General features: G+C 63.1%; 22 protein-coding genes. 21 read left to right on the top strand and 1 reads right to left on the bottom strand.

Annotation, left to right across the window (positions count from 1 at the left end; translation table 11 throughout):
• The first annotated feature begins 103 nt into the window (after positions 1 to 103).
• The 8 genes from purB (at position 104) to JWV26_RS21565 (ending at position 9,842) form a co-directional block, all read left to right on the top strand.
• Entirely contained in the window at positions 104 to 1,474 is a 1,371-nt protein-coding gene (purB, locus tag JWV26_RS21600; protein WP_074678640.1) for an adenylosuccinate lyase, read from the top strand.
• 78 nt (positions 1,475 to 1,552) lie between these two features.
• Positions 1,553 to 2,719, top strand: a complete 1,167-nt coding sequence (locus JWV26_RS21595; protein ID WP_206417786.1) for a ribosomal protein uL16 3-hydroxylase — start codon at positions 1,553 to 1,555, stop codon at positions 2,717 to 2,719.
• Positions 2,712 to 3,137, top strand: a complete 426-nt coding sequence (locus tag JWV26_RS21590) for a GNAT family N-acetyltransferase (RefSeq protein ID WP_036999437.1) — start codon at positions 2,712 to 2,714, stop codon at positions 3,135 to 3,137. The genes JWV26_RS21595 and JWV26_RS21590 overlap by 8 nt, the downstream gene beginning before the upstream one ends.
• Before the next feature lie 8 nt (positions 3,138 to 3,145).
• Entirely contained in the window at positions 3,146 to 3,787 is a 642-nt protein-coding gene (locus JWV26_RS21585; RefSeq protein WP_206417785.1) for a DUF7931 domain-containing protein, read from the top strand.
• Positions 3,784 to 4,593, top strand: a complete 810-nt coding sequence (locus JWV26_RS21580) for a secretin N-terminal domain-containing protein (protein ID WP_206417784.1) — start codon at positions 3,784 to 3,786, stop codon at positions 4,591 to 4,593. Before JWV26_RS21585 ends, JWV26_RS21580 begins: the two co-directional genes overlap by 4 nt.
• A gap of 559 nt (positions 4,594 to 5,152) precedes the next feature.
• Positions 5,153 to 6,748 (top strand): isocitrate lyase, encoded by a 1,596-nt coding sequence (locus tag JWV26_RS21575; RefSeq protein ID WP_072424095.1) that lies wholly within the window; start codon positions 5,153 to 5,155, stop codon positions 6,746 to 6,748.
• A 302-nt stretch (positions 6,749 to 7,050) separates the two neighbouring features.
• Positions 7,051 to 9,066 (top strand): PhoX family protein, encoded by a 2,016-nt coding sequence (locus tag JWV26_RS21570; RefSeq protein WP_074914866.1) that lies wholly within the window; start codon positions 7,051 to 7,053, stop codon positions 9,064 to 9,066.
• Between the two features lie 119 nt (positions 9,067 to 9,185).
• The gene (locus JWV26_RS21565; protein WP_206417783.1) at positions 9,186 to 9,842 is read left to right on the top strand and encodes a hypothetical protein; all 657 of its coding nucleotides are present in this window, start codon (positions 9,186 to 9,188) and stop codon (positions 9,840 to 9,842) included.
• Between the two features lie 39 nt (positions 9,843 to 9,881).
• Here JWV26_RS21565 and JWV26_RS21560 read toward each other — a convergent pair whose 3' ends face one another.
• Entirely contained in the window at positions 9,882 to 11,279 is a 1,398-nt protein-coding gene (locus tag JWV26_RS21560) for a pectin acetylesterase-family hydrolase (RefSeq protein WP_100547133.1), read from the bottom strand.
• A gap of 582 nt (positions 11,280 to 11,861) precedes the next feature.
• Between JWV26_RS21560 and JWV26_RS21555 the strand changes: the two genes are divergently transcribed.
• The 13 genes from JWV26_RS21555 to nuoN all read left to right on the top strand — a co-directional run bounded on the left by JWV26_RS21555 (position 11,862) and on the right by nuoN (position 26,684).
• Entirely contained in the window at positions 11,862 to 12,275 is a 414-nt protein-coding gene (locus tag JWV26_RS21555) for an NADH-quinone oxidoreductase subunit A (protein WP_061239289.1), read from the top strand.
• 10 nt (positions 12,276 to 12,285) lie between these two features.
• Positions 12,286 to 12,963 carry a NuoB/complex I 20 kDa subunit family protein gene (locus tag JWV26_RS21550; RefSeq protein WP_037055875.1) on the top strand — a complete coding sequence of 226 codons (678 nt, stop codon included), beginning with the start codon at positions 12,286 to 12,288 and terminating at the stop codon, positions 12,961 to 12,963.
• A 63-nt stretch (positions 12,964 to 13,026) separates the two neighbouring features.
• On the top strand, positions 13,027 to 14,808 hold the full coding sequence (gene nuoC, locus JWV26_RS21545; RefSeq protein ID WP_074914858.1) for an NADH-quinone oxidoreductase subunit C/D: 1,782 nt from the start codon (positions 13,027 to 13,029) through the stop codon (positions 14,806 to 14,808).
• A 2-nt stretch (positions 14,809 to 14,810) separates the two neighbouring features.
• On the top strand, positions 14,811 to 15,305 hold the full coding sequence (gene nuoE, locus JWV26_RS21540) for an NADH-quinone oxidoreductase subunit NuoE (RefSeq protein ID WP_420890281.1): 495 nt from the start codon (positions 14,811 to 14,813) through the stop codon (positions 15,303 to 15,305).
• A complete protein-coding gene (gene nuoF, locus JWV26_RS21535) occupies positions 15,302 to 16,648 on the top strand; it encodes an NADH-quinone oxidoreductase subunit NuoF (RefSeq protein ID WP_206417782.1) in 1,347 nt (448 codons plus the stop codon). Before nuoE ends, nuoF begins: the two co-directional genes overlap by 4 nt.
• Positions 16,649 to 16,706: 58 nt before the next feature.
• Complete coding sequence (nuoG, locus tag JWV26_RS21530) at positions 16,707 to 19,415, top strand: NADH-quinone oxidoreductase subunit NuoG (protein WP_206417781.1); 2,709 nt, start codon at positions 16,707 to 16,709, stop codon at positions 19,413 to 19,415.
• Complete coding sequence (nuoH, locus tag JWV26_RS21525; protein WP_093052500.1) at positions 19,412 to 20,404, top strand: NADH-quinone oxidoreductase subunit NuoH; 993 nt, start codon at positions 19,412 to 19,414, stop codon at positions 20,402 to 20,404. Before nuoG ends, nuoH begins: the two co-directional genes overlap by 4 nt.
• An 11-nt stretch (positions 20,405 to 20,415) precedes the next feature.
• Positions 20,416 to 20,964: an NADH-quinone oxidoreductase subunit NuoI gene (gene nuoI, locus JWV26_RS21520; protein WP_041979355.1), complete on the top strand. Its 549-nt coding sequence runs from the start codon at positions 20,416 to 20,418 to the stop codon at positions 20,962 to 20,964.
• Positions 20,965 to 20,973: 9 nt separating this feature from the next.
• On the top strand, positions 20,974 to 21,483 hold the full coding sequence (nuoJ, locus tag JWV26_RS21515) for an NADH-quinone oxidoreductase subunit J (protein WP_072424103.1): 510 nt from the start codon (positions 20,974 to 20,976) through the stop codon (positions 21,481 to 21,483).
• Positions 21,480 to 21,788 (top strand): NADH-quinone oxidoreductase subunit NuoK, encoded by a 309-nt coding sequence (nuoK, locus tag JWV26_RS21510; RefSeq protein WP_003460477.1) that lies wholly within the window; start codon positions 21,480 to 21,482, stop codon positions 21,786 to 21,788. Before nuoJ ends, nuoK begins: the two co-directional genes overlap by 4 nt.
• Positions 21,785 to 23,635 (top strand): NADH-quinone oxidoreductase subunit L, encoded by a 1,851-nt coding sequence (nuoL, locus tag JWV26_RS21505; RefSeq protein ID WP_206417780.1) that lies wholly within the window; start codon positions 21,785 to 21,787, stop codon positions 23,633 to 23,635. Before nuoK ends, nuoL begins: the two co-directional genes overlap by 4 nt.
• A 15-nt stretch (positions 23,636 to 23,650) precedes the next feature.
• Positions 23,651 to 25,180: an NADH-quinone oxidoreductase subunit M gene (gene nuoM / locus JWV26_RS21500; RefSeq protein ID WP_074914848.1), complete on the top strand. Its 1,530-nt coding sequence runs from the start codon at positions 23,651 to 23,653 to the stop codon at positions 25,178 to 25,180.
• Positions 25,181 to 25,199: 19 nt separating this feature from the next.
• Positions 25,200 to 26,684 (top strand): NADH-quinone oxidoreductase subunit NuoN, encoded by a 1,485-nt coding sequence (nuoN, locus tag JWV26_RS21495; protein ID WP_072424106.1) that lies wholly within the window; start codon positions 25,200 to 25,202, stop codon positions 26,682 to 26,684.
• Positions 26,685 to 26,760 lie beyond the last annotated feature (76 nt).

Raw genomic sequence — 26,760 nt, 5'->3', positions numbered from 1 at the left:
AGAGGTCGTCCCGGTACCTGAGCTAGCGCCCGCTTCATCGAAGCCAGCACGATGCGCAGTGATCCAGGATGGCTTTTCAGCCCGACAGCCCGAGAACGCCTACATGCAGCTTTCCTCGCTCACCGCGGTTTCCCCCGTCGACGGCCGCTACGCCGGCAAAACCAGCGCCCTGCGCCCCATCTTCAGCGAATACGGTCTGATCCGTAGCCGTGTACTGGTCGAAGTGCGCTGGCTGCAGCGCCTGGCTGCCCACGAAGGCATCCCGGAAGTTGCGCCCTTCTCCGCCGAAGCCAACGCCCTGCTCAACGAGCTGGCCGAGAACTTTGCCGTCGAGCATGCCGAGCGCGTCAAGGAAATCGAGCGCACCACCAACCACGACGTCAAGGCCGTGGAGTACCTGCTCAAGGAGCAGGCCGCCAAGCTGCCGGAGCTGGACAAGGTCAGCGAGTTCATCCACTTCGCCTGCACCAGCGAGGACATCAATAACCTGTCCCACGCCCTGATGCTGCGCGAAGGCCGTGACAACGTGCTGCTGCCGCTGATGAAGCAACTGGCGGGCGCCATTCGCGAGCTGGCGGTGAAGTTCGCCGACGTGCCGATGCTCTCGCGCACCCACGGCCAACCCGCTTCGCCGACCACCCTGGGCAAGGAACTGGCCAACGTAGTCTACCGCCTGGAGCGGCAGATCGCGCAGGTCGCTGCCGTGCCGCTGCTGGGCAAGATCAACGGCGCCGTGGGCAACTACAACGCGCACCTGTCGGCCTACCCGAGCATCGACTGGGAAGCCAATGCCCGCCAGTTCATCGAAGGTGACCTGGGCCTGACCTTCAACCCCTACACCACCCAGATCGAGCCGCACGACTACATCGCCGAGCTGTTCGACGCCATCGCCCGCTTCAACACCATTCTGATCGACTTCGACCGCGACGTCTGGGGCTACATCTCCCTCGGTTACTTTAAGCAGAAGACCGTCGCCGGCGAGATTGGCTCCTCGACCATGCCGCACAAGGTCAACCCGATCGACTTCGAGAACTCCGAAGGCAACCTGGGCATCGCCAACGCGATCTTCCAGCACCTGGCCAGCAAGCTACCGATCTCCCGCTGGCAGCGCGACCTGACCGACTCCACCGTGCTGCGTAACCTGGGTGTCGGCTTCGCTCACAGCGTCATCGCTTACGAGGCAAGCCTCAAGGGAATCAGCAAGTTGGAGCTCAATGCTCAGAAAATCGCTGAAGACCTGGACGCCTGCTGGGAAGTGCTCGCCGAGCCGATCCAGACCGTCATGCGCCGTTATGCCATCGAGAACCCGTACGAGAAGCTCAAGGAGCTGACCCGCGGCAAGGGCATCAGCCCTGAGGCCCTGCTTGCCTTCATCGACGGCCTGGACATGCCGGCCGCCGCCAAGGAAGAGCTCAAGCAACTGACCCCGGCACGCTACATCGGTAACGCCGTGGCCCAGGCCAAGCGGATCTAAGCGCGATCAGCCTCGAGGACGCCCGGCTGAGCCGGGCGTTTTTGTTTTAAGGTTTTTATCTATTTCAAGGGCTTACTGATGAATCCTGATACTCCGCTGCAATTGCTGGGTGGCCTCACAGCCCGTGAATTCCTGCGCGACTACTGGCAGAAGAAACCGCTGCTAGTGCGCCAGGCGATCCCGGACTTCGAAAGCCCGATCAGCCCGGACGAACTGGCCGGCTTGGCGCTGGAGGAAGAAGTCGAATCGCGCCTCGTGATCGAGCACGGCGAGCGCCCCTGGGAACTGCAGCGCGGCCCGTTCAACGAAGACACCTTCCAGGATCTGCCCGAGCGCGACTGGACCCTGCTGGTCCAGGCCGTCGACCAGTTCGTCCCGGAAGTGGCCGAGCTGCTGGAGGACTTCAAGTTCCTGCCCAAGTGGCGCATCGACGACTTGATGATCAGCTTCGCTGCCCCCGGTGGCGGCGTCGGCCCGCATTTCGACAACTACGACGTATTCCTGCTGCAGGCTCATGGCCATCGCCGCTGGCAAATTGGCCAGATATGCGATGCCGACAGCCCGCTGCTCCCCCACGCCGATCTGAAGATCCTGGCGCAATTCGAACCAACCGATGAATGGGTGCTGGCACCCGGCGACATGCTCTACCTGCCGCCATGCCTCGCCCACTGTGGCACCGCTGAGGATGATTGTATGACCTATTCCGTGGGCTTCCGCGCGCCGAGCGCCGCCGAAGTACTGACCCATTTCACCGACTTCCTCGGCCAGTTCCTGCCCGACGAAGAGCGTTACAGCGATGCCGACATCCAGCCGAGCGAGGATCCCAACCAGATTCAGCGCGACGCCCTGGAGCGCCTCAAGGCCCTGCTCAATGAGCACATGAGTGACGAACGCCTGCTGATGACCTGGTTCGGCCAGTTCATGACCGAGCCCAAGTACCCCGAGCTGGTTGCCGGCATCGAGATCGAGGAAGAGGACTTCCTCGGCGCGCTGGAAGATGGCGCGATCCTCATCCGCAACCCCAGCGCGCGCATGGCCTGGTCGGAAGTCGGCGAAGACCTGGTGCTGTTCGCCAGCGGCCAGAGCCGCCTGGTTTCCGCCCGCCAGCGCGAGCTGTTGAAGCTGATCTGCAGCGCCGATGCGTTACATGTGGAAAACCTCGGCGCCTGGCTGGCCGACGACGAGGGACGTACTCTGCTGTGGGAACTGGTCAAACAAGGCAGCCTGGGATTTGCCGATGAGTGAGATCACTGTCCGTGTCGCGGACTGGCATAGGGACAATGCCGAGCTTCGTCGCATCCGCGATAGCGTATTCGTCGCCGAGCAATCGGTACCGCCGGAGCTGGAATGGGACGCCGAGGATACCGACGCCGTGCACTTTCTCGCCGAGGAAGGTGATTACCCGGTGGGTACCGCACGCCTGCTACCCGATGGCCATATCGGTCGCGTTTCGGTACTCAAGGACTGGCGCGGCCTCAAGGTCGGCGAAAAACTGATGCAGGCAGTGATCGCCGAAGCGGAAAAACGCGGCCTGCATCAGCAAATGCTCACCGCTCAGGTGCACGCCACGCCGTTCTATGAAAGGCTAGGCTTCAGGATTGTCAGCGACGAGTACCTCGACGCCGGCATACCGCACGTGGATATGGTGCGCACCAGCCAGTAGAGACCGAAATGAACGACAAAGACGACCCGGTCGAACCGATCGATACGCCAGAAGCCATCGAGCTGGCAGCCATCGAATTCGAGTCGCCGGGGCGTTTTACCGTGCACAACCCCGAGCCCATCACGCCAGATGCGGCGCGATGGGAGCCGGCCCCGTTCATACTCGGCCAGCACGAGCGTCTGGAGCGTTTCAGCCAGCCCCAACAGGCTCGAGCCCACATCCTGGCGCTGATGCAGCAGGCCCAGCGCAACCTGTGCCTGTACAGCGACGACCTGGAGCCCTGGCTCTATCACCACAGCAGCATGCAGCAGGCCTGCACCCGATTCCTGCTGAGTAGTCCTCGGGCGCGCCTGCGCATCCTGCTGCGCGACCCGACCCGCGCCGTGAAGGAAGGTCATCGCCTGCTCGCCCTGTCACGCCGACTGTCCTCCAACCTGCATATCCGCAAACTCAATCCGGATTACGCCAGTGAGGAACTGGCCTTCCTGATCGCCGATGACAGAGGCCTGTTCGTGCGGCCTGAACTCGATCAACAATCCGGCTACGCCCTGTACAACGATCCGGCGCGCGTGCGCCAACGCCAAACCCAGTTCGACCAGGCCTGGGATACCAGCATCACCGACCCTGATCTGCGGAGCTTTCTGCTATGACCCTGCGCACGCTGTTCGCCGCCCTGCTTCTCGGCCTGTGCCTGCCGCTGCAAGCGGCCACCGAGGTAATCCCACTGAATTACCGCACTGCCGATGACGTACTCGACGTGGTGCAGTCAATGCTCGACAACGAGGGCAAGGTCAGCGCCTATGGCAACCAACTGATCGTCAATGCGTCACCGGCCAAGATCGGTGAAGTGCGCGTGTTGTTGCAGCAACTCGACACCCGCCCGCGTCGCCTGCTGATCACCGTGGAGAGCGCCGACAGCAATTACCAGAACGACCGCGGCTATCGCGTCGATGGCACGCTCAGTGCCGGCAATGCCGGAGTACAGGTCGGCCGCGGCGAAGTGAACGGTCGCGACCAGGTGCGCATCATCCGCCGCAGCACCGACAGCCGTGGCGGCGGCACCCAGCAGGTACAGGCCACCGAAGGTTATCCAGCACTGATTCAGGTCGGCCAGAGCGTGCCGCTGACCACCACCAGTACCGGTCCTTACGGCCAGATTTACCAGGATACTCAGTACCGCGACGTGACCCGCGGCTTCTACGTAACGGCCAGCCTCTCTGGCGAACTGGTCCACGTTGCCATCAGCAGCCAACGCGATCGCGTCAGCAACAGCCGCCCCGGCGTGATCGATGTGCAAAGTACCGATACCCGCGTCAGCGGCCGACTCGGCGAGTGGATTACCTTGGGTGGCGTCAGCGAGGAAACCAGCTCCAGCGGCCGTGACGTGTTGCGTCGACACACCACCCAGGGCCGCGAGGACATGTCGCTGCGCCTGAAAGTCGAAGCGATCGACTGACACCCCGACCAAAGTCGAATCCCTTTCCCTCGCAAGAACGATGGACAACTCACGCAACCCGCGAAATGCCTGAAACGCCCACCCCATGGGCTGCCAAGCGTGACCAGCCAGTCGTCTACTGAATATGTAGTAGTTTTAAAAAACCACTACAAAACGTTTGACGAAGCATTTTCCCAGAGGCATGATGGCCTCGCTCCCGCTAGCCAGGGGTCCTGAAAAGGATCTCCAGACCGCCCGCGAAGTACTTCGCAACGGTCCGTGTCCCAACAGCCCACAAGGCCGTACGACGAGGTTGCGACTGGAACGAAGTTGTCCTGAGGGACGGGGAATCGTTTAGCGTCAGACAGATCGAAAGCCCAGCAGGTGCCCAAGGTTTCCACGAGCCAACCGGCCCACGCGATGCTCTCGAACTGTTCGCCACATCTCCCCTCCTCGCGGTCAATCCTCGCCCCAGCCGTATTCTCGCCGTCAAAGTGGAAGCCTCCCGCAGCCGCTGCATCCGTGCACGCATTGCGTGGGTAGTCGGTGCTCAACCAACACATTTTTTGAAGGATTGACCATGTCCGCATATCAAAACGACATCAAGGCTGTAGCCGCTCTGAAAGAGAAGTTCGGCAGCAGCTGGAGCGCTATCAACCCCGAGTCCGTCGCCCGTATGCGCGCTCAGAACCGCTTCAAGACCGGTCTGGAAATCGCTCAGTACACCGCTGACATCATGCGCAAGGACATGGAAGAGTACGACGCCGACTCCTCCGTCTATACCCAGTCCCTGGGTTGCTGGCACGGCTTCATCGGTCAGCAGAAGCTGATTTCGATCAAGAAGCACCTGAAGACCACCAACAAGCGCTACCTCTACCTGTCCGGCTGGATGGTTGCCGCTCTGCGCTCCGACTTCGGCCCGCTGCCAGACCAGTCGATGCACGAGAAGACTGCCGTCTCCGACCTGATCGAAGAGCTGTACACCTTCCTGCGTCAGGCCGACAGCCGCGAACTGGATCTGCTGTTCACCGCCCTGGACGCTGCTCGCGCAGCTGGCGACCAGGCCAAGGCTGCCGAGATCCAGAACCAGATCGACAACTACGAAACCCATATCGTGCCGATCATCGCCGACATCGACGCTGGTTTCGGTAATCCGGAAGCCACCTACCTGCTGGCCAAGCGCATGATCGAAGCAGGCGCCTGCTGCATCCAGATCGAGAACCAGGTTTCCGACGAGAAGCAGTGCGGCCACCAGGACGGTAAGGTGACCGTTCCTCACGCCGACTTCCTTGCCAAGATCGCTGCCGTTCGCTACGCCTTCCTCGAGCTGGGCATCGACAACGGCGTGATCGTTGCACGCACCGACTCTCTGGGTGCCGGTCTGACCAAACAGATCGCCGTGACCAACGAGCCGGGTGACCTGGGCGACCTGTACAACAGCTTCCTGGACTGCGAAGAAGTGTCTGCTGCCGACCTGGGCAACGGCGATGTCGTGATCAACCGCGGCGGCAAGCTGCTGCGTCCGAAGCGCCTGCCGTCCAACCTGTTCCAGTTCCGTGCTGGCACTGGTGAAGACCGCTGCGTACTGGACTGCATCACCAGCCTGCAGAACGGCGCCGATCTGCTGTGGATCGAGACCGAGAAGCCGCACGTTGGCCAGATCAAGGCCATGGTTGACCGCATTCGTGAAGTCATCCCCAACGCCAAACTGGTGTACAACAACAGCCCGTCCTTCAACTGGACCCTGAACTTCCGTCAGCAGGTGTTCGACGCCATGGTTGCCGAAGGCAAGGACGTTTCCGCCTACGACCGCGCCAAGCTGATGAGCGTCGAGTACGACGAGACCGAACTGGCCCAGGTTGCCGACGAGAAGATCCGTACCTTCCAGCGCGACGGTTCGGCCCACGCCGGCATCTTCCACCACCTGATCACCCTGCCGACCTACCACACTGCCGCACTGTCCACCGACAACCTGGCCAAGGGCTACTTCGCCGACCAGGGCATGCTGGCCTACGTGAAGGGCGTGCAGCGTCAGGAACTGCGTCAGGGTATCGCCTGCGTCAAGCACCAGAACATGGCTGGCTCCGACATCGGCGACAACCACAAGGAGTACTTCGCTGGCGAAGCCGCTCTGAAGGCGAGCGGCAAAGACAACACCATGAACCAGTTCCACTAAGAACGGTTCCTCTGCTGCGGACCACGCATCCGCAGCAGCCTGTTTGCCTAATCCGCCCCGGCTTTGCCGGGGCTTTTTTATGCTTGGGCGCAGGGTGTGTCCCGCGTACCAATGCCAGCACAAACACCTGTACTGCCTGCTCTGCAAGAGCCTTGCGACACCCGACGAAGCGGCGCCAAACAGAGGATGGTCGTTAGACCTCCGAGCAGTTTTGTGCAATGGCGCACAGACGCTGTCACTATTCCGTCGTTTTCCTTGGTTAGCGTCATGACTCCGTCGATCAGCCTGACAAGGAGCCCTCCATGCGCAATGAACAAGAGCAAAACGTGCTATTCGGCAATGGCGATGAACCGCTCAGCAACGCCTCCAGCAATCCTCATATCAATGACCTGATCGAAGCCGGCCTGAGCCGCCGCCAGGTGGTCGCCAGCGGCGCTGCGCTCGGCGTCATGGGCTTTCTCGGCGTCGCCATGCCCGGCAGTGCCGAGGCCGCGGACAACCCGCTCAAAGACCAGCTCAAGGAGCTGCTGGAACGCCTGAAGAAACGCAGCAAGCGCCTGCCGTTCAATCCGGTGGCGGTTACCCGTGCCGATACCATCACCGTGCCAGCCGGCTACAAAGCCACCACCTTCATCCCCTGGGGCACGCCGATTCGTGGCAGCTTCCCGGCATTCCTCGACAACGCCGGCAACAGTGCCGCCGATCAGGCTGACCAGATCGGCATGCACCATGACGGCATGCACTTCTTCCCCATCGACGGTCAGCGCGGCGGCGGTCACAAGAGCGACCACGGCCTGCTGGTACTCAACCACGAGTACATCGACGCGCCGCTGCTGCACCCCAATGGCCCCACCCTGGTCGGCGGCAAGCGCAGCAGCGCCGATGAAGTGCGCAAGGAAATCAACGCCCACGGCGTTTCGGTAGTAGAAGTGCGCCGCGTGCGTGGCCAATGGGAGGTGCTGCCCAGCGCCCGCAACCGCCGCATCACGGGCGCCACACCGATGCAGATCAGCGGCCCAGCACGCGGTCACGCCCTGCTCCAGACTCGCTACAGCCCCGATGGCACCGCCACCCGCGGCACGCTGAACAACTGCGCCAACGGCTTCACGCCCTGGGGCACTTACCTAACCTGCGAGGAAAACTGGGCTGGTTATTTCGCCAGCGGCGATACTGAGCGCCCGCGTGAAATGACCCGCTACGGTGTCGGCAGCGCCAGCCGCTACGGTTGGGATCACCTGTCCGGCGACGAGTTCCAGCGCTTCAACGCCACCCGCCTGGCCGCTGAGGCTGCAGGCGACTATCGCAACGAGCCGAACCACTTCGGCTGGATCGTCGAGATCGATCCCTTCGCACCGGAATCGGCCCCGGTCAAGCGCACCGCACTGGGCCGCTTCGCCCACGAAGGCCTGGTATTCGCCCCGGTCAAACCGGGCAGTCCAGTGGTCTGCTATTCCGGCGACGATTCGCAGAACGAGTACATCTACAAGTTCGTCAGCCGCAGCAGGTACGTACCGGGTCGCAGCAACGGCAGTCTGCTCGACGAGGGCACCCTCTACGTGGCGCGCTTCAAGGCCAACGGCAAGGGGGATTGGCTGGCCCTGGACATCAAGGACAAGGCCTTCCAGGCCGCCTGCAGGGCTGCCGGGGTAAGCTTCGCCGACCAGGGCGAGGTACTGATCAACACCCGCCTGGCTGCCGACATCGTCGGCGCCACCAAGATGGATCGGCCGGAATGGGGCGCGGTGAACCCGAACAACGGTGATGTCTACTTCACCCTCACCAACAACAGCTCGCGCACCGTCGTAGACGCGGCCAACCCGCGCCCTGCCAACGCCTACGGCCACATCATCCGCTGGCGTGAGCAGAGCCGCGATTATGCTGGCCGCGAGTTCGTCTGGAGCCTGTTCCTGCTGGCCGGGCCGGAGAACGACAGCCTCGACCCCAACGGCAGACCGCTGACCGCCGACAACCGCCTGGCCAGCCCGGACGGCCTGTGGTTCGACGACGAAGGCCGTCTGTGGATCCAGACCGACATGAGCGGCAGCCAGCTCGCCAGCGGCCCGTTCGGCAACAACCAGATGCTGGTGGCCGAACCCACCACCGGTGAGGTCAAGCGCTTTCTGGTCGGCCCGGTGGGTTGCGAGGTCACCGGCATCACCGCCACACCGGACTTCCGCACGCTGTTCGTCAACATCCAGCACCCGGGTGAAGGCTCGACTCCGACGGATTTTCGCAGCACCTGGCCGGACGGCCCCGGCCGCCGCCCACGCTCGGCCACCGTGATCGTCACGCGCGAAGACGGCAAGCCGCTGTTCTGATCCAAACACCTGCCCTCTCGCCCACGACGAAAGGGCAGGCCCTCCATTCGCTGCATGGACAGGCAAAACGCGACTGCAACTTCTAAGCTGCAAGGCATCATCCCGCGCGAGGATCGCCCATGCCCCGCTCCGCCCTGCTGTTCGGCTGCTGCGTTTTGGTTGGCTGTGCAGCACTCACCTGGTACTGGCAACGCCCCGGTGCAGATGAGCCCGTCAGTTCTCAGCCAGAACAACAGCCGACGCCTTCCGTAGAGCAAGGCAGCGCCCCGCCCGCCTCGACCGACCTCAGCCGCGAACAGCGACAGCTGCTGGCAAGTCCTGAGGTCGAGCAACAAGCGCGGCGCCTGGATTTTCATCAGCGCTACCGAGGCTTTATCGAGCACGCCAAGACGCTCGCCCGCAGCGACCGCGAAGCCCAGGCGCAGGAGTTGAGTCAGGGCATCGACGCCATGGAAAGCCGAGGCGAATTGGCGCTGAGCGAAGCACTGCTGCTGCAGATCGCCCTGATCAAGGCCGTGAGCACTGACGAAAATGAACAGAAGAGACGCGCTCAAGCGTTGATCAGTCGCTATCAGACCATCAGCGCCGAACGCGAAGCCAGACTGGCGCAACGGCCCGACCCAAACTTCGAACGCTACAAGGCCGAAGAGAAACGCATCGTCGAGGAAGTACTCGCCCTGCAGAACATCCCCGACGGGCTCACTCGCGACCAGTACCTAAGGCAACGCCTGCAGGAGGCACGCGAGCGCAATTATCGGCAAGATCCGGACAGCTGAACGCTGCAGCGAAACCGCTCGCTGCAGCGCCGGCTCTGCTCAGAGCAGTTGATCGAGCAGGTAATACAGCAGATTGAATGGTTTGTTGCGGTCGGCCACATCGCTGCTTTCCGAAGCATCCAGAACCTGCCCACTGCCATCGAGAACACTGCTGACGAAGTTATCCAGTTGCAGATTCTGCTCCTGGATATCGGAGTTGGCGAACTCGATGATGCTGGTGCAGTGGCTTTCGTTGACGTTACGGAATTGCGGGAAATAACCACCGACATTGCCCAGGCTCGCCAGTTGGCTGCGTAGACGCGTGGTATCCGTTGCCCAGCGCTGCTTGATCAGTGCTTCCTTGGTAGCCTGATTCGGCGCGTTGACGATCTCAGGGTAGAAGCGCTCGTAGGAATAGGACGAATAGTTCAGGTCCTGCCAGAAATGCGTATGCCCCATGCGATCACCCGGCAGATTGCTCGAAAGCGCCGGATACAGGCTGCCCAGATCGTTGCTGTTGAAGCCTGGCAGGCGCGCCTGCAGGTATTGCAACGGTCCCTGCGCCGCATCCAGCCCCCAGGCCTGACGGATCAGGGTCTGCAACGGATAGGACGGATAAGCCTGGTTGTCGCCAGCCAGCGCGGTATAGACGGGCCCGGAATCATTGATCAGGTAACCCCGGTTTGGCGCGATGTCCTGGCGCAGGTTGGCGTAGTTGGTCAGGCTGCCCGCGCCGCCTGCACTGCATCCGGTGGTGAGCATCTGGGTCGGCCGCGGCAGATTGTCCTTCAGCCACCCCACCACCGCGCGCATGTTGCGCAAGCCGTTGTGGTGCCACACCAGCGGAGGATTTACCCCCTGCGGGTCTTCGTATACCGCCACCTTGTCGCCGGAGTAGATATCACCCGTGCAATACGGCACATAGACCATGTTCCAGTTCTGCGTCTTGACGCGCGTCCAGGGGTGCAGACGCACGACGAAGGGACTCACCAGACTGGCGCCGGGGTTGAGCAGCGACATGTAGTCGTCGGCGATACCATCGGGATTGCGCGCGCCACGTATGCCGCTTTGCCCGCTGCAACTGGCGTAATCCCAACAGGCGCCACCACCTTCCAGATAAACGATGGTATTGCGCGTGTTCGGCACTCGATTGATGAAGAACTTGTAGGGCGAGCCATTGCCGCACACCGCACCGGTCTGTGGCGCCATCTGAATCGTTTGCCAGCCGTAGTAATTGCCGGGATTGAAGCCGCTATTGAAGCCACTCGGATTGGCCAACAGCGGATACGGCCCCACACGCTGCGCAGGCGTCACCGGATTATCGGCCCTGGGCGGCGACACTAGGTTGCTCAGGCTCTGCCAGAAACTGTAATCCCCCAATTCCGCGCTGGCAGGCGCGCTCAGGGCTAGCAACAGAACGGTGGGGACGATACGCGGCAAAGACTGGACAACAGGCATGGCAAAACCCCTCATGTTGTTATTCATACGAAGGGTCGGCATACCCAGGCAGGGGGCAACTTCGCAGACCCGGCGAATGGTGGGCACTGCTTGATCGATGGCATATCGCTCTCTGGCGATTCATGCACGCTAGTACAAAATCAGCCAGGCAGCCTCACTGAATGAATAAAATTTGGTAATAGAGCAGGCCGTTAAATATGCGCTATTGGAATTTAACGCGATGCTCTGCTGCTTTGGCCTTAACACCAAAGTGGCAGTGAATTGCTTATCTCGCCGAGGCTCATCAGATCTCGAAATGAGGCAGATTAGTCAGGTGAATGGCTCCTGGAAATTGCCAGAACAGAGCTGTCAGCTATAGTCCTGAAACGTCGGCCCATGCGGTTCACTGCAGAATTGCATCGATGCGACAAGTCAATCATAAGCTCGACAGAAACGGTCAAACTGCGCGAATAATTTTTCTCTGAAAAATTTACTTACAGTTGGCCTGCACATAGTATTGTATACACACTTCGCGCCAGCGCCCTTGACGGTGTTTGGCAGCTACTAAATTAAAAGCCGTTCCTTAATTCAAGGAGTACCGGCATGCCTGATGCGGTAACGACCATGTCCCATAACTGGGCTTTCGCTGTGTTCTTGCTGGGTGTCTGCGGGCTCATCGCCTTCATGCTTGGCCTTTCCAGCCTGCTCGGCAGCAAGGCTTGGGGACGCAGCAAGAACGAACCCTTCGAGTCGGGCATGCTTCCCACCGGCAGCGCGCGTCTGCGCCTGTCAGCCAAGTTCTATCTGGTCGCGATGCTCTTCGTGATCTTCGACGTTGAAGCCCTCTATCTCTTCGCTTGGGCAGTCTCGGTACGCGAAAGCGGCTGGGCGGGCCTGATCGAAGCTACAGTTTTCATAGCAATTCTGTTGGCAGGTCTTGTCTATCTTTGGCGTATCGGCGCGCTCGATTGGGCACCGCAGGGACGTCGTGAACGGCAGGCGAAGCTGAAACAATGAGGCTTTGGCGATGCAATACAAACTTACTCGGGTCGACCCGGATGCGCCCAACGAGGCGTATCCGATCGGCCAGCGGGAGGTCGTCTCCGACCCGCTGCTAGAGGATCAGGTTCACAAGAACATCTACATGGGCAAGCTCTCGGACGTGCTCAACGGCGCGGTCAACTGGGGGCGTAAGAATTCCTTGTGGCCGTACAACTTCGGCCTGTCCTGCTGCTATGTGGAAATGACCACCGCCTTCACCGCCCCGCATGACGTGGCGCGTTTCGGTGCGGAAGTCATTCGTGCATCACCGCGCCAGGCTGACTTCATGGTCATCGCCGGCACCTGCTTCATCAAGATGGCGCCGGTCATCCAGCGTCTCTACGAGCAGATGCTGGAGCCCAAGTGGGTCATCTCCATGGGTTCATGCGCCAATTCCGGCGGCATGTACGACATCTACTCGGTCGTTCAGGGCGTGGACAAGTTCCTCCCCGTGGACGTCTACATTCCCGGCTGCCCGCCCCGTCCGGAGGCGTTCCTGCAAGGCTTGATGCTGCTGCAGGAATCCATCGGCCAGGAGCGCCGCCCGCTATCCTGGGTCGTCGGCGATCAAGGCATCTACCGTGCCGAAATGCCTTCGCAGAAGGAACAGCGACGCGAGCAGCGAATCGCCGTTACCAACCTGCGTAGCCCCGACGAAGTCTGAGCCGATGCTTGCCTGCGCAAGCATCACGCCCACTTTCTACGTTGATCGACAGCGACCGAGACCATGACTCAAGACACCGTTGTGTCCATACCGCCTTACAAGGCTGACGACCAGGACGTCGTCGCCGAACTGCGCGCCCGCTTTGGCGATGACAGTTTCACCCTGCAAGCGACCCGCACCGGCATGCCGGTACTCTGGGTTGCCCGTGAGCGCCTTATTGAAGTGCTCACCTGCCTGCGCAACCTGCCGCGCCCCTACGTGATGCTCTATGACCTGCATGGCGTCGACGAGCGCCTGCGTACCCAGCGTCGCGGCCTGCCGGACGCCGACTTCACGGTGTTCTACCACCTGATGTCGCTGGAGCGTAATAGTGACGTGATGATCAAGGTCGCCTTGTCCGAGCGCGACCTCAACCTGCCCACCGCCACCAGCATCTGGCCCAACGCCAACTGGTACGAGCGCGAAGTCTGGGACCTGTACGGCATCACCTTCACCGGCCACCCGCACCTGAGCCGCATCATGATGCCGCCGACCTGGGAAGGTCACCCGCTGCGCAAGGACTACCCGGCGCGCGCCACTGAATTCGATCCGTTCAGCCTGACCCTGGCCAAGCAGCAACTGGAAGAAGAAGCCGCGCGCTTCCGCCCCGAAGACTGGGGCATGAAACGCGGCGGTGAGCACGAGGACTACATGTTCCTCAACCTTGGCCCCAACCACCCGTCCGCGCACGGTGCCTTCCGCATCATCCTGCAGCTCGACGGTGAAGAGATCGTCGACTGCGTGCCCGAGATCGGCTACCACCACCGTGGTGCCGAGAAGATGGCCGAGCGGCAGAGCTGGCACAGCTTCATCCCCTACACCGACCGCATCGACTACCTCGGCGGGGTGATGAACAACCTGCCCTACGTGCTCTCGGTGGAGAAACTCGCCGGTATCAAAGTGCCGGCCCGCGTCGACGTCATCCGCGTGATGCTCGCCGAGTTCTTCCGCATCACCAGCCACCTGCTGTTCCTCGGCACCTACATCCAGGACGTCGGCGCCATGACCCCGGTGTTCTTCACCTTCACCGATCGCCAGCGTGCCTACAAGGTGATCGAGGCCATCACCGGCTTCCGCCTGCACCCGGCCTGGTACCGCATCGGCGGCGTCGCCCACGACCTGCCGCGCGGCTGGGACAAGCTGGTCAAGGAATTCGTCGACTGGCTGCCCAAGCGCCTCGACGAATACGAGAAGGCGGCGCTGAAGAACAGCATCCTCAAGGCCCGAACCATTGGTGTGGCGCAGTACAACACCAAGGAAGCACTGGAATGGGGCACCACCGGCGCCGGCCTGCGCGCCACCGGTTGCGATTTCGACCTGCGCAAGGCGCGCCCCTACTCCGGCTACGAGCACTTCGATTTCGAGGTGCCGCTGGCCGTCAATGGCGACGCCTACGACCGCTGCATGGTGCGTGTGGAAGAGATGCGCCAGAGCATCCGCATCATCGACCAGTGCCTGAAGAACATGCCGGAAGGCCCGTACAAAGCGGATCACCCGCTGACCACGCCGCCGCCGAAAGAGCGCACGCTGCAGCACATCGAAACCCTGATCACCCACTTCCTGCAGGTTTCCTGGGGCCCGGTGATGCCGGCCAACGAAGCCTTCCAGATGATCGAGGCGACCAAGGGCATCAACAGCTACTACCTGACGAGCGACGGCAGCACCATGAGCTACCGCACCCGGATTCGCACGCCCAGCTTCCCCCACCTGCAGCAGATCCCCTCGGTGATTCGCGGCAGCATGGTGGCGGATCTGATCGCCTACCTGGGCAGTATCGACTTCGTCATGGCCGACGTGGACCGCTGATCATGAACACGCTTATCCAGACAGACCGTTTCGTTCTCAGCGAAACCGAGCGCTCGGCCATCGAGCACGAGATGCACCACTACGAAGACCCGCGCGCCGCCAGCATCGAAGCGCTGAAGATCGTGCAGAAAGCCCGCGGCTGGGTGCCGGACGGCGCCGCCGACGCCATCGGCGCGATCCTTGGCATTCCGGCCAGCGACGTCGAGGGCGTGGCCACCTTCTATAGCCAGATCTTCCGCCAGCCAGTCGGCCGTCACGTGATTCGCGTGTGCGACAGCATGACCTGCTACATCGGCGGCCATGAGTCGGTGGTCAGTGAGATGCAGAAGCAACTTGGCATCGGCCTTGGCCAGACCACCAGCGATGAGCGTTTCACCCTGCTGCCGGTTTGCTGCCTGGGCAACTGCGACAAGGCTCCGGCGGTAATGATCGACGACGATACCTTCGGCGATGTTCAACCTGACGGTGTCACCAAGCTGCTGGAGGCCTATAAATGAAGACCCTCACCTCCATCGGCCCAGCCAACCGCATCACCCGCAGCGAAGAAACCCATCCGCTGACCTGGCGTCTGCGTGACGACGCCCAGCCGGTATGGCTGCAGGAATACCAGCAGAAGAACGGCTACGCGGCCGCACGCAAGGCACTGACCGAAATGGCTCAGGCCGACATCGTGCAGACCGTCAAGGAATCCGGCCTCAAGGGTCGTGGCGGCGCGGGTTTCCCCACCGGCGTGAAGTGGGGTCTGATGCCGGCCGACGAATCCATGAGCATCCGCTATCTGCTGTGCAACGCGGACGAAATGGAGCCCAACACCTGGAAAGACCGCATGCTGATGGAACAGCTGCCCCACCTGCTGGTGGAAGGCATGCTGATCTCCGCGCGCGCACTGAAGGCCTATCGCGGCTACATCTTCCTGCGTGGCGAGTACGTCGACGCCGCAGCCAACCTCAACCGCGCTATCGATGAAGCCAAGGCCGCCGGCCTGCTCGGCAAGAACATTTTTGGCAGCGGCTTCGATTTCGAGCTGTTCGTGCATACCGGTGCCGGCCGCTACATCTGCGGCGAGGAAACCGCGCTGATCAACTCGCTGGAAGGCCGCCGCGCCAACCCACGCGCCAAGCCGCCCTTCCCGGCTGCTGTCGGCGTATGGGGCAAACCCACTTGCGTCAATAACGTCGAAACCCTGTGCAATGTGCCGGCCATCGTCGGCCAGGGCGTGGACTGGTACAAGGGCCTCGCCCGCCCGGGCAGCGAAGACCACGGCACCAAGCTGATGGGGTTCTCCGGGAAGGTGAAGAACCCCGGTCTGTGGGAGCTGCCGTTCGGCATCACCGCCCGCGAGTTATTCGAGGACTACGCCGGCGGCATGCGCGATGGTTACCAGCTCAAATGCTGGCAGCCGGGCGGTGCCGGCACCGGCTTCCTGCTGCCCGAACACCTCGAGGCGCAGATGTACGCCGGCGGCATCGCCAAGGTCGGCACACGCATGGGCACCGGCCTGGCGCTGGCAGTCGACGACTCGATCAGCATGGTCTCGCTGCTGCGCAACATGGAAGAGTTCTTCGCCCGCGAGTCCTGCGGCTGGTGCACGCCGTGCCGCGACGGCCTGCCGTGGAGCGTGAAGATCCTTCGTGCACTGGAGCGTGGCGAAGGCACACGCGAGGACATCGCCACCCTGCTCGGCCTGGTCAACTTCCTCGGCCCGGGCAAGACCTTCTGTGCTCACGCGCCAGGCGCCGTGGAGCCGTTGGGCAGTGCCATCAAGTATTTCCGTGAAGAGTTCGAGGCCGGTGTGGCCAAGGTGGCGACCACGCCCCGCATGCCGGCAAGTACGAGCTGAACAGACGAATTCCCTTAGCCAGCCGCTTTAATCAGCGGGTAAACGAAGACTCAAAGAAATGGCCACTATCCACGTAGACGGCAAAGATTTCGAAGTCGATGGTGCAGACAACCTCCTGCAGGCCTGCCTGTCCCTCGGACTCGATATCCCCTACTTCTGCTGGCACCCGGCGCTTGGCAGCGTCGGGGCGTGCCGCCAGTGCGCGGTCAAGCAGTACAACGACGAGAACGACACCCGTGGTCGTATCGTCATGTCCTGCATGACGCCTGCCACCGACAACACCTGGATCAGCATCGACGACGAGGAGTCCAAGGCGTTCCGCGCCAGCGTCGTCGAATGGTTGATGACCAACCACCCGCACGACTGCCCAGTGTGCGAGGAAGGCGGTCACTGCCACCTGCAGGACATGACGGTGATGACCGGGCACAACGCCCGTCGTTATCGCTTCACCAAGCGTACCCACCAAAACCAGGAACTCGGCCCCTTCATCGCCCACGAGATGAACCGCTGCATCGCCTGCTACCGCTGTGTGCGCTACTACAAGGACTACGCCGGCGGCACCGACCTGGGCGTCTATGGCGCGCATGACAACGTGTACTTCGGCCGCGTCGAGGACGGCACGCTGGAAAGCGAGTTTTCCGGCAACCTAGTCGAGGTCTGCCCGACAGGCGTATTCACCGACAAGACCCACTCCGAACGCTACAACCGCAAGTGGGACATGCAGTTCGCCCCGAGCATCTGCCACGGCTGCTCCAGCGGCTGCAACATCAGCCCCGGTGAACGCTACGGCGAGCTGCGCCGTATCGAGAACCGCTTCAACGGCTCGGTGAACCAGTACTTCCTATGCGACCGTGGCCGCTTCGGCTATGGCTATGTCAACAACGCGGATCGCCCACGTCAGCCGCTGCTGGCTGGCCAGGCCATCGGCATCGATGCCGCGCTGGACAAGGCCGCCGAGCTGCTCAAGGGCAAGCGCGTGATCGGCATTGGCTCGCCGCGTGCCAGCCTGGAATCCAACTTCGCCCTGCGCGAACTGGTGGGTGCCGACAACTACTACAGTGGTATCGCTGCGGGCGAGCTGGAGAACATCCGCCTGATCCGCGACATCCTGCAAAACGGCCCGCTGCCAACGCCGACCCTGCGCGATGTCGAGCTGCACGACGCCATCTTCGTCCTCGGCGAAGACCTGACCCAGACCGCCGCACGCATGGCCCTGGCCCTGCGCCAGGCGGTCAAGGGCAAGGCCACCGAGATCGCTGCCGGTGCGCGCATTCAGGACTGGCACATGGCCGCCGTGCAGAACGTTGCGCAGCATGCTCGTCACCCGCTGTTTATCGCCAGTGTCACGGAAACCCGCCTGGACGACGTGGCCGCCGAAAGTGTGCACGCTGCCCCTGCTGATCTGGCTCGCATCGGTTTCGCCGTGGCTCACGCCATCGACCCGAGCGCACCGGCGGTCGACGGCCTGGAAGCCGAGGCGCAAGCGCTGGTAAAGCGCATCGCCGACGCCCTGCTGGCAGCCCAACGCCCGCTGATCGTTTCCGGCGCCTCGCTGGGCGACAAAGCCCTGATCGAAGCCGCCGCCAATATCGCCAGCGCGCTGAAGAACCGTGAGAAGAATGGCTCGCTGAGCCTGGTGGTACCGGAAGCAAACAGCCTGGGCATGGCACTGCTGGGTGGCGAGTCCGTCGATGCCGCGCTCGATGCGCTGAGCAACGGCCAGGCCGATGCCGTGATCGTGCTGGAAAACGACCTGTACCGCCGCACCGACGCGGCCAAGGTCGATGCCGCGCTCAGCGCCGCGCAGGCGGTGATCGTCGCCGATCACCAGCGCACCGCCACCAGCGAACACGCCCACCTGCTGCTGCCGGTGGCCAGCTTCGCTGAAGGCGACGGCACCCTGGTCAGCCTCGAAGGCCGCGCCCAGCGCTTCTTCCAGGTTTATGAGCCGAGCTACTACGACGCCGGCATCCTGATCCGTGAAGGCTGGCGCTGGCTGCACGCGCTGCACAGCACCCTGCAAGGCAAGACCGTGGACTGGACGCAACTGGATCAGGTCACCGAGGCCTGCGCCGCCAGCAACCCGCTGCTGGCCGGGATCAAGGACGCCGCGCCGAGCGCCTCGTTCCGTATCAAGGGACTCAAGCTCGCCCGCGAGCCACACCGCTACAGTGGCCGCACCGCCATGCGCGCCAACATCAGCGTGCACGAGCCGCGTCAGCCGCAGGATCAGGACACTGCCTTCGCCTTCTCCATGGAAGGCTATGCCGGCAGCAAGGAAGACCGGCAGCAGATTCCCTTCGCCTGGTCGCCGGGCTGGAACTCGCCGCAGGCCTGGAACAAGTTCCAGGACGAGGTCGGCGGCCATCTACGCGCCGGCGACCCCGGCGTGCGCCTGCTCGCAGCCGCCGGTAACGCCCTGCCCTGGTTCGCCGTCAACGCTGCGTTCAACCCGGCAGCCGGCACCTGGCAGGTGGCGCCGCTGCACCACCTGTTCGGCAGCGAGGAAAACTCCGCGCGCGCCAAACCGATCCAGGAGCGCATGCCCGAGCCCTACGTGGCCCTGGCCCGCGAGGAAGCGGCTCGCCTGGGCGTGAACGACGGTGCGCTGCTGGCCGTGCGCATCAACGGCCAGGCGCTGCGCCTGCCGCTGCAGGTGCGTGATGACCTGGCCGTCGGTCTGGTCGGCCTGCCGGTTGGCTTGCCGGGCATTCCGGCAGCGGTCACAGGCGCCAGCGTGACCATGCTGCAGGAGGCCGCGCAATGAGCTGGTTGACGCCCGAACTAATCGAGATCGTCATCGCGGTACTCAAGGCCATCGTCATCTTGCTGGTGGTGGTGGTCTGCGGCGCGCTGCTGAGCTTCGTCGAGCGGCGTCTGCTCGGTTGGTGGCAGGATCGCTACGGCCCCAACCGTGTGGGGCCGTTCGGCATGTTCCAGATCGCCGCCGACATGATCAAGATGTTCTTCAAGGAGGACTGGACGCCGCCGTTCGCCGACAAGTTCATCTTCATCCTGGCGCCGATGATCGCCTTCGCCGCGATGCTCATGGCCTTCGCCATCATCCCCATCACCCCGACCTGGGGCGTGGCGGATCTGAACATCGGCATCCTGTTCTTCTTCGCCATGGCCGGTCTTTCGGTTTATGCCGTGCTGTTCGCCGGCTGGTCGAGCAACAACAAGTTCGCCCTGCTCGGCAGCCTGCGTGCCTCGGCCCAGACCATCTCCTACGAGGTGTTCCTGGCCCTGGCGCTGATGGGCGTGGTGGCGCAGGTCGGCTCGTTCAACATGCGCGACATCGTCGATTACCAGGCGCAGAACCTGTGGTTCATCATTCCGCAGTTCTTCGGCTTTTGTACCTTCTTCATCGCTGCCGTCGCGGTGACCCACCGTCACCCGTTCGACCAGCCGGAAGCCGAGCAGGAGCTGGCCGATGGTTACCACATCGAATACGCCGGGATGAAATGGGGCATGTTCTTCGTCGGCGAGTACGTCGCCATCGTCACCGTGTCGGCCTTGCTGGTAACGCTGTTCTTCGGTGGCTGGCACGGCCCGTTCGGCATCCTGCCGCAGATTCCGTTCTTCTGGTTCGCGCTGAAAACGGCCTTCTTCATCATGATCTTCATCCTGCTGCGCGCGTCCATCCCACGCCCGCGCTATGACCAGGTCATGGCCTTCAGCTGGAAGTTCTGCCTGCCGCTGACCCTGATCAACCTGCTGGTGACCGGCGCCGTCGTGCTGGCCACGGCCCAGTAAGGAGAAAAGCAATGTTCAAGTACATCTGGGACGTGCTGGTCGGTACCGGCACCCAACTGCGCAGCCTGGTCATGGTGTTCAGCCATGGCTTTCGCAAGCGCGACACCCTGCAATACCCGGAAGAGCCGGTCTACCTGCCGCCGCGCTACCGTGGCCGCATCGTCCTGACCCGCGACCCCGACGGCGAGGAACGCTGCGTAGCCTGCAACCTGTGCGCCGTGGCCTGCCCGGTGGGCTGCATCTCGCTGCAGAAGGCGGAAACCGACGACGGTCGTTGGTACCCAGAGTTCTTCCGCATCAACTTCTCGCGCTGCATCTTCTGCGGTCTGTGCGAGGAAGCCTGCCCGACCACCGCGATCCAGCTCACCCCGGATTTCGAGATGGGCGAGTTCAAGCGCCAGGATCTGGTGTACGAGAAGGAAGACCTGCTGATCAGCGGCCCCGGCAAGAACCCGGACTACAACTTCTACCGCGTTGCCGGTATGGCCATCGCCGGCAAGCCCAAGGGCGCCGCGCAGAACGAGGCCGAGCCGATCAACGTGAAGAGCCTGCTGCCTTAGGAGTTTCTGATGGAATTCGCGTTTTACTTCGCCGCCGGTGTGGCGGTGGCAGCAACGGTCGGGGTGGTCACCAACACCAACCCGGTGCATGCCCTGCTCTACCTCATCGTCTCGCTGCTAGCGGTGTCGATGGTGTTCTTTGCCCTCGGTGCGCCCTTTGCCGGCGCGCTGGAAATCATCGTCTATGCCGGCGCCATCATGGTGCTGTTCGTCTTCGTGGTGATGATGCTCAACCTTGGCCCGGCTGCCGCCGACCAGGAGCGCCGGTGGCTGACGCCTGGCATCTGGGTCGGCCCGGCGATTCTCAGCGCCCTGCTGCTCGGCCAGCTGCTCTATGTGCTGCTGAACCACGTCAGCGACGCTCATATCGGCCACACCACAGTGGAAGCCAAGGCCGTCGGTATCAGCCTGTTCGGCCCCTACCTGCTGGCCGTAGAGCTGGCCTCCATGCTGCTGCTCGCCGCACTGGTCGCTGCCTACCACCTGGGCCGCCATGACGCCAAGGAGCCCACCGTATGACCGGCATACCTCTGGAGCACGGCCTGGCCCTGGCCGGCGTGCTGTTCTGCATCGGCCTGGTCGGCCTGATGGTGCGGCGCAACATCCTGTTCATTCTGATGAGCCTGGAAGTGATGATGAACGCCGCTGCGCTGGCCTTCGTCGTCGCCGGCGCCCGCTGGGGCGCGGCTGACGGCCAGGTGATGTTCATTCTGGTGATTACCCTGGCAGCCGCTGAGGCCAGCATCGGCCTGGCGATCCTGCTGCAGCTGTATCGCCGCTTCAACACTCTGGATATCGACGCTGCCAGCGAGATGCGCGGATGAACCTTCTAGCCCTGACTCTATTCTTCCCGCTACTCGGCTGGCTGCTGCTGGCCTTCTCGCGCGGACGCCTCTCGGAAAACACCAGCGCGCTGATCGGCGTCGGCTCCATCGGCCTGGCGGCGGCCAGCGCCGCCTGGGTCATCGCGGCTTTCCTCAGCAACCCGCCGGCCGGCAGCGCCTACAGCCTGACCCTATGGCAGTGGATGAGCGTCGAAGGCCTGGCGCCGAGCTTCACCCTGCATCTGGACGGCCTGTCGGTGACCATGCTCGGCGTGGTCACCGGCGTGGGTTTCCTCATCCACCTGTTCGCCAGCTGGTACATGCGCGGCGAGGAAGGCTATTCGCGCTTCTTCGCCTACACCAACCTGTTCATCTTCAGCATGTTGCTGCTGGTGCTCGGCGACAACCTGCTGGTGCTGTTCTTCGGCTGGGAAGGCGTGGGCCTGTGCTCGTACCTCTTGATCGGCTTCTACTACAAGCACGTGCCCAACGGTAACGCGGCGCTCAAGGCGTTCATCGTCACCCGCGTCGGCGACGTGTTCCTGATGATCGGTATGTTCCTGCTGTTCATCAACCTCGGCACCCTGAACATTCAGGAGCTGATGGTGCTGGCACCGCAGCAATACGTGGCCGGTGACGCCTGGCTGTGGCTTGCCACGCTGATGCTGCTGGGCGGCGCGGTGGGCAAGTCCGCCCAGTTGCCGCTGCAGACCTGGCTGGCCGACGCCATGGCCGGCCCGACCCCGGTGTCGGCGCTGATCCACGCGGCGACCATGGTCACCGCTGGCGTCTACCTGATCGCCCGTACCCATGGCCTGTTCCTGCTGACCCCGGAGATTCTCGAACTGGTCGGCATCGTCGGTGGCGTGACCCTGGTACTGGCCGGTTTCGCCGCACTGGTGCAGACCGACATCAAGCGCATCCTCGCCTACTCGACCATGAGCCAGATCGGCTACATGTTCCTCGCCCTGGGCGTTGGTGCCTGGGATGCGGCGATCTTCCACCTGATGACCCACGCCTTCTTCAAGGCCCTGCTGTTCCTCGCCTCCGGTGCAGTGATTCACGCCTGCCACCACGAGCAGAACATCTTCAGGATGGGCGGCCTGTGGAGGAAGCTGCCGCTGGCCTACGCCAGCTTCGTCGTCGGTGGCGCGGCACTGGCTGCCCTGCCGCTGCTGACCGCTGGTTTCTACTCCAAGGACGAAATCCTCTGGGAAGCCTTCGCCAGCGGCCACAGCGAGTTGCTCTACGCGGGCCTGCTCGGCGCCTTCCTGACCTCGATCTACACCTTCCGCCTGATCTTCATCGCCTTCCACGGCGAGCCGAAGACCGAGGCGCACGCCGGTCATGGCATCGCCCACAACCTGCCGCTGATCGTGTTAATCGTGCTGTCCACTTTCATCGGTGCCTGGATCACCCCGCCGCTGGCCGGCGTGCTGCCGGAAAGCGCCGGCCATGCCGGTGGCGAGGCCAAGCACAGCCTGGAACTGCTGTCGGGGCTGATCGCCGTGAGCGGTATCGTCATCGCCGCCCTGCTCTTCCTCGGCCGGCGCCGCGTCGCCTCCGCGGTGGCGCAGAGCGCGCCGGGCCGCCTGCTGAGCGCCCTGTGGTTCGCCGCCTGGGGCTTCGACTGGCTCTACGACAAGCTGTTCGTGCGCCCTTACCTTGCGCTCTGCCATCTGCTGCGCCGCGACCCCATCGACCGCGGTATCGGCCTGATTCCACTGCTCGCACGCGGTGGCAACGCTACCTTGGTGCGCAGCGAGAACGGCCAGGTGCGCTGGTACGCCGCTTCGATCGCCGGGGGCGCCGTACTGGTGCTCGCCGCCATCCTCTTTCTGAGTTAAGGAAAACAGCCTGTCATGATTCTGCCCTGGCTAATCCTGATTCCCTTCATCGGCGGCCTGCTGTGCTGGCAAGGCGAGCGCTTCGGCCACGTCCTGCCGCGCTGGATCGCCCTGCTCACCATGGGCCTGCTGTTCGGCCTCGGCCTGTGGCTGTGGGCCAGCGGTGATTTCACCCTGGCACCCGCTCCTGGCGGCGGCCCGCGCTGGGCCCACGAGTTCGTCATCGACTGGATTCCGCGCCTGGGCATCACCATCCACTTGGCGATGGATGGCCTGTCGGTGCTGATGGTGGTGCTCACCGGCCTGCTCGGCGTGCTGTCGGTGCTGTGCTCGTGGAACGAGATCCAGAACCGTGTCGGTTTCTTCCACCTCAACCTGATGTGGATTCTCGGTGGCGTGGTCGGTGTGTTCCTCGCCGTCGATCTGTTCCTGTTCTTCTTCTTCTGGGAAATGATGCTGGTGCCGATGTATTTTCTCATCGCGCTCTGGGGTCACAGCGGCAGCGACGGCCGTACCCGCATCACCGCCGCCACCAAGTTCTTCATCTTCACCCAGGCCAGCGGTCTGATCATGCTGGTGTCGATCCTGGCCCTGGTGTTCGTGCACTTCAACCAGACCGGCGTGCTGACCTTCAACTACGCCGACCTGCTGAAGACCGAGCTGGCGCCGAGCACCGAGTACCTGCTGATGCTCGGTTTCTTCGTCGCCTTCGCGGTGAAATTCCCGGTGGTGCCGGTACACTCCTGGCTGCCGGACGCCCACGCCCAGGCGCCGACCGCAGGTTCCGTGGATCTGGCCGGCATCCTGCTGAAGACCGCCGCCTACGGCCTGCTGCGTTTCGCCCTGCCGCTGTTCCCCAACGCCTCGGCCGAGTTCGCACCGATCGCCCAGTGGCTCGGCGTGTTCGCCATCATCTATGGCGCTCTGCTGTCGTTCGCGCAGACCGACATCAAGCGCCTGGTGGCCTACTCCAGCGTCTCGCACATGGGCTTCGTGCTGATCGCCATCTACTCCGGCAGCCAGATCGCCCTGCAGGGCGCGGTGGTGCAGATGGTCGCCCACGGTCTGTCCGCCGCGGCGTTGTTCATCCTCTGCGGCCAGCTCTACGAGCGCGTGCATACCCGTGACCTGCGCCAGATGGGCGGCATCTGGGCGCGCATGCCGTGGCTGCCGGCCATCAGCCTGTTCTTCGCCGCTGCCGCGCTGGGCCTGCCGGGCACCGGCAACTTCGTCGGTGAATTCCTCATCCTGATCGGCAGCTTCCCCAGCGCGCCCTGGGTCGTGGTGCTGGCCGCCACCGGCCTGGTGCTCGGCTCGGTGTACGCCCTGGCGATGATCCACCGCGCCTACTTCGGCCCGGTGCAACAGGAGGCGCCGCTGCCGGGCCTTAAAGCCCGCGAGCTGGCCATGGTACTCGGCCTCGGCGTACTGCTGATTCTGCTTGGCGTTTACCCGCAACCGGTGCTCGACACCTCCGCTGCCAGCATGCATGGCGTGCAGCAGTGGATGGCTGGCGCCCTCGATCAACTCGCCTCGGGCCGGTAAGGGTAAGGATTAGAGACTCATGGAACATCACGCTGTCGAATTTACCCTGCAACACCTGATCGCCCTGCTGCCGCTGCTGGTGACCAGCCTCACCGCCGTGGTGGTGATGCTGGCCATCGCCGCCAAGCGCAATCACGCCCTGACCTTCATCCTCTCGGTGGTGGGCCTGAACCTGGCGCTGCTGTCGTTGATTCCGGCACTGGAAGTGACGCCGCTGGAAGTCACCCCGCTGCTGCTGATCGACACCTTCGCGTGCTACTACATGGCGCTGGTGCTGGCCGCCAGCCTGGCCTGCGTCACGCTGATACATGCCTACCTGGGCGGTGCATCGGGCAAGGGCTACCCGGGCAACCGCGAGGAGCTGTACCTGCTGGTGCTGCTCTCCGCCGCGGGCGGCCTGGTGCTGGTCAGCGCCCAGCATCTGGCAGGCCTGTTCATCGGTCTGGAACTGCTGTCGGTACCGACCTACGGCATGATCGCCTACGCCTTCTTCAACAAGCGCTCGCTGGAGGCCGGCATCAAGTACATGGTGCTGTCGGCGGCAGGCAGCGCCTTCCTGTTGTTCGGCATGGCACTGTTGTATGCCGAATCCGGCAACCTGGCCTTCGCCGATATCGGCGTCAGCCTGGCGCGCGAGAGCAGTCAACTGGTGCAGATCGGCATCGGCATGATGCTGATCGGTCTGGCCTTCAAGCTGTCGCTGGTACCCTTCCATCTGTGGACGCCGGACGTCTACGAAGGTGCCCCTGCGCCAGTCGCAGCCTTCCTGGCCACTGCCAGCAAGGTGGCGGTATTCGCCGTGCTGCTGCGCCTGTACCAGATATCTCCGGCCATGAGCGGCGGCTGGTTGAGCGACCTGCTGACCCTGATCGCCATTGCCTCGATCCTGTTCGGCAACCTGCTGGCACTGCTGCAGAACAACCTCAAACGCCTGCTCGGTTACTCGTCGATCGCCCACTTCGGTTACCTGCTGGTGGCGCTGATCGCCAGCAAGGGCCTGGCGGTGGAAGCCGTGGGCGTGTACCTGGCCACCTACGTGCTGACCAGCCTGGGCGCCTTCGGCGTGATTACCCTGATGTCCACGCCCTACAGCGGTCGTGATGCCGATGCGTTGTACGAATACCGCGGCCTGTTCTGGCGCCGCCCGTACCTGACCGCCGTGCTCACCGTGATGATGCTGTCGCTGGCCGGCATTCCGCTGACCGCAGGTTTCATCGGCAAGTTCTACGTGATCGCCGCCGGTGTCGAAGCGCAACTGTGGTGGCTGCTCGGCGCCATGGTGCTGGGCAGTGCCATCGGCGTGTTCTATTACCTGCGGGTGATGGTCACGCTATTCATGCGCGAACCCAACATGCATCGCCACGATGCACCCTTCGACTGGGGCCAGCGTGCCGGCGGCATCATGCTGCTGGTGGTCGCCCTGCTCGCCTTCATCATCGGCGTGTACCCGCAGCCACTGCTGGAGCTGGTCCAGCACGCCGGACTGCTTGCCCTGGCGCAGTAAACGAACAGCCCCCGCAGATGCGGGGGCTTTCTTTTAAGCGTCGCGGCTAAAGCCTCTCCCACAGTCTTCACTGCGA

Origin of the sequence: Ectopseudomonas toyotomiensis (assembly GCF_017167985.1) — a bacterium.
In the GTDB taxonomy this organism is placed as follows: domain Bacteria; phylum Pseudomonadota; class Gammaproteobacteria; order Pseudomonadales; family Pseudomonadaceae; genus Aquipseudomonas; species Aquipseudomonas toyotomiensis.
Note: the sequence above shows the minus strand (reverse complement) of the source record. Positions and strands in the feature narration are given on the sequence as shown.

Coding starts and splice junctions, on each gene's coding strand:
- purB (WP_074678640.1), top strand. CDS start 104: ATGCAGCTTTCCTCGCTCACCGCGGTTTCCCCCGTCGACGGCCGCTAC.
- JWV26_RS21595 (WP_206417786.1), top strand. CDS start 1,553: ATGAATCCTGATACTCCGCTGCAATTGCTGGGTGGCCTCACAGCCCGT.
- JWV26_RS21590 (WP_036999437.1), top strand. CDS start 2,712: ATGAGTGAGATCACTGTCCGTGTCGCGGACTGGCATAGGGACAATGCC.
- JWV26_RS21585 (WP_206417785.1), top strand. CDS start 3,146: ATGAACGACAAAGACGACCCGGTCGAACCGATCGATACGCCAGAAGCC.
- JWV26_RS21580 (WP_206417784.1), top strand. CDS start 3,784: ATGACCCTGCGCACGCTGTTCGCCGCCCTGCTTCTCGGCCTGTGCCTG.
- JWV26_RS21575 (WP_072424095.1), top strand. CDS start 5,153: ATGTCCGCATATCAAAACGACATCAAGGCTGTAGCCGCTCTGAAAGAG.
- JWV26_RS21570 (WP_074914866.1), top strand. CDS start 7,051: ATGCGCAATGAACAAGAGCAAAACGTGCTATTCGGCAATGGCGATGAA.
- JWV26_RS21565 (WP_206417783.1), top strand. CDS start 9,186: ATGCCCCGCTCCGCCCTGCTGTTCGGCTGCTGCGTTTTGGTTGGCTGT.
- JWV26_RS21560 (WP_100547133.1), bottom strand. CDS start 11,279: ATGCCTGTTGTCCAGTCTTTGCCGCGTATCGTCCCCACCGTTCTGTTG.
- JWV26_RS21555 (WP_061239289.1), top strand. CDS start 11,862: ATGCCTGATGCGGTAACGACCATGTCCCATAACTGGGCTTTCGCTGTG.
- JWV26_RS21550 (WP_037055875.1), top strand. CDS start 12,286: ATGCAATACAAACTTACTCGGGTCGACCCGGATGCGCCCAACGAGGCG.
- nuoC (WP_074914858.1), top strand. CDS start 13,027: ATGACTCAAGACACCGTTGTGTCCATACCGCCTTACAAGGCTGACGAC.
- nuoE (WP_420890281.1), top strand. CDS start 14,811: ATGAACACGCTTATCCAGACAGACCGTTTCGTTCTCAGCGAAACCGAG.
- nuoF (WP_206417782.1), top strand. CDS start 15,302: ATGAAGACCCTCACCTCCATCGGCCCAGCCAACCGCATCACCCGCAGC.
- nuoG (WP_206417781.1), top strand. CDS start 16,707: ATGGCCACTATCCACGTAGACGGCAAAGATTTCGAAGTCGATGGTGCA.
- nuoH (WP_093052500.1), top strand. CDS start 19,412: ATGAGCTGGTTGACGCCCGAACTAATCGAGATCGTCATCGCGGTACTC.
- nuoI (WP_041979355.1), top strand. CDS start 20,416: ATGTTCAAGTACATCTGGGACGTGCTGGTCGGTACCGGCACCCAACTG.
- nuoJ (WP_072424103.1), top strand. CDS start 20,974: ATGGAATTCGCGTTTTACTTCGCCGCCGGTGTGGCGGTGGCAGCAACG.
- nuoK (WP_003460477.1), top strand. CDS start 21,480: ATGACCGGCATACCTCTGGAGCACGGCCTGGCCCTGGCCGGCGTGCTG.
- nuoL (WP_206417780.1), top strand. CDS start 21,785: ATGAACCTTCTAGCCCTGACTCTATTCTTCCCGCTACTCGGCTGGCTG.
- nuoM (WP_074914848.1), top strand. CDS start 23,651: ATGATTCTGCCCTGGCTAATCCTGATTCCCTTCATCGGCGGCCTGCTG.
- nuoN (WP_072424106.1), top strand. CDS start 25,200: ATGGAACATCACGCTGTCGAATTTACCCTGCAACACCTGATCGCCCTG.